Annotated in this window: 1 protein-coding gene; it reads right to left on the bottom strand. The window is 64.7% G+C overall.

Features of this window, described 5'->3' with window-relative positions:
- Positions 1-363 precede the first annotated feature (363 nt).
- A complete protein-coding gene (locus tag B5X82_RS26130) occupies positions 364-855 on the bottom strand; it encodes a hypothetical protein (protein WP_020818469.1) in 492 nt (163 codons plus the stop codon).
- Positions 856-1,314: the final 459 nt, after the last annotated feature.

The following is a 1,314-nucleotide window of genomic DNA, read 5'->3' as shown; positions in this document are numbered from 1 at the left end:
AGGCTCCTGTCGGTCTTGAATGACAGGAGCGGCGCGTCGGGCGGCCGAGGCCGGGTCAAGGATCGCGAAGCGACCGCGTGAGCGGCGGTGGGGGTCACGATTTTCTTCGGCGGCCGCCAACGCCGAAGGAGAAGCGCCGCGCTCGATCCGCCGAAGAAAATGGTGGGGCCCCACCGTCCTTGAGGCGGTCTCGGCCGTCCGACATAATGGGAAGTCTGTGAGAGATGTTTCCCCTCGTCGGGACGCTGCGGCAAGGCGTAGCGGCGTGCGGACCGACGGGTCCGCGCGGCACGCGAGCGAGCCGGAACGAGTTCGGCGATGGATGAGAAGAAGGGGCCGAGCGGATACCCGGCCCCGATGTCGTCAGGGATGCCGGCCGCAATGGCAAAAATGCTCATCGATGCCGCTGATCGAGCATAGGCCTGGACCGAAGCCGGCCGCCATGACCTCGGTATCGGCGATATAGCCAAGCTCGCTGGCGATCGTGATTGCCTGGGGCCGGAGCACCGGATCGAGCTTGTCGATGGCAGGCCCGAGCGCTTCTGTGAACCAGCGTTCGTACATTTGGTAGCTTCCTCCGGCGGTCTGGCGCATCATGGCTTTCGAAACGCGGCCCGCCTCGTCCCGAAACTGGGCCAGACTATCTGATTGGGCGGCTGCCGACAGCGGGTCATCTTGCGGAATGTGCGGCTGTGGTGGGCGGTGTTCGGCCGCGACCTGGTATGCCCTGCAGCAGTTCGAACAGCGGGCGCATTCATCGACCTCGTCATATTGCTCAGGATCGTAGAGCGTCGCGCAGTACGGGCAGATCGGAGCGTTGAACAGCGCCCGGAGATCGTCGGAAAGGTTGTCCATAAGAGCCTCCATCAGAATGATGCCGTGCTCCCCATCTCTCATCGATGAGGATGGGCTCAGCGGGACGCGGTGTTGAGGCGGTCAGGGACGGCATGGCCGCCGCGAAGCGGGCAGCGGGGGAACCGATTTTGTTGCCGGGTAGCGCAGCGGAGCGGCGGCAAAATCGGGGGGACCGCTGATCCTTGACGGCCGAGGAACACCCAGCGTCATGCTATGGCGATGAAGCCCCGTCTGATGCCGAGATGTGCGAACGCGTGCTTGCCTCCTGCCCGGCAAGTCGAGCGGGTAACCCGGCAGTAAATCCCCGGCGCTACTCCGGCGAACGGGGTGCCGCTTGGTTGGTCCTCGTCGCTGTGCTAGGCGCTTCGGCGTGCTGCAAAAACGGCAGCGCCGGGGCTTAAGAACCCTGTCGAGAACGGCACACGGTGTGATTTCACGCCGGGGTGCCTGCGCATATGT

It is taken from the genome of Rhizorhabdus histidinilytica (genome assembly GCF_900167915.1).
Classification (GTDB): domain Bacteria; phylum Pseudomonadota; class Alphaproteobacteria; order Sphingomonadales; family Sphingomonadaceae; genus Rhizorhabdus; species Rhizorhabdus histidinilytica.
Note: the sequence above shows the minus strand (reverse complement) of the source record. Positions and strands in the feature narration are given on the sequence as shown.

Bases quoted from the DNA above. Each gene is read 5' to 3' on its own strand.
- B5X82_RS26130 (WP_020818469.1), bottom strand. From the start codon at position 855: ATGGACAACCTTTCCGACGATCTCCGGGCGCTGTTCAACGCTCCGATC.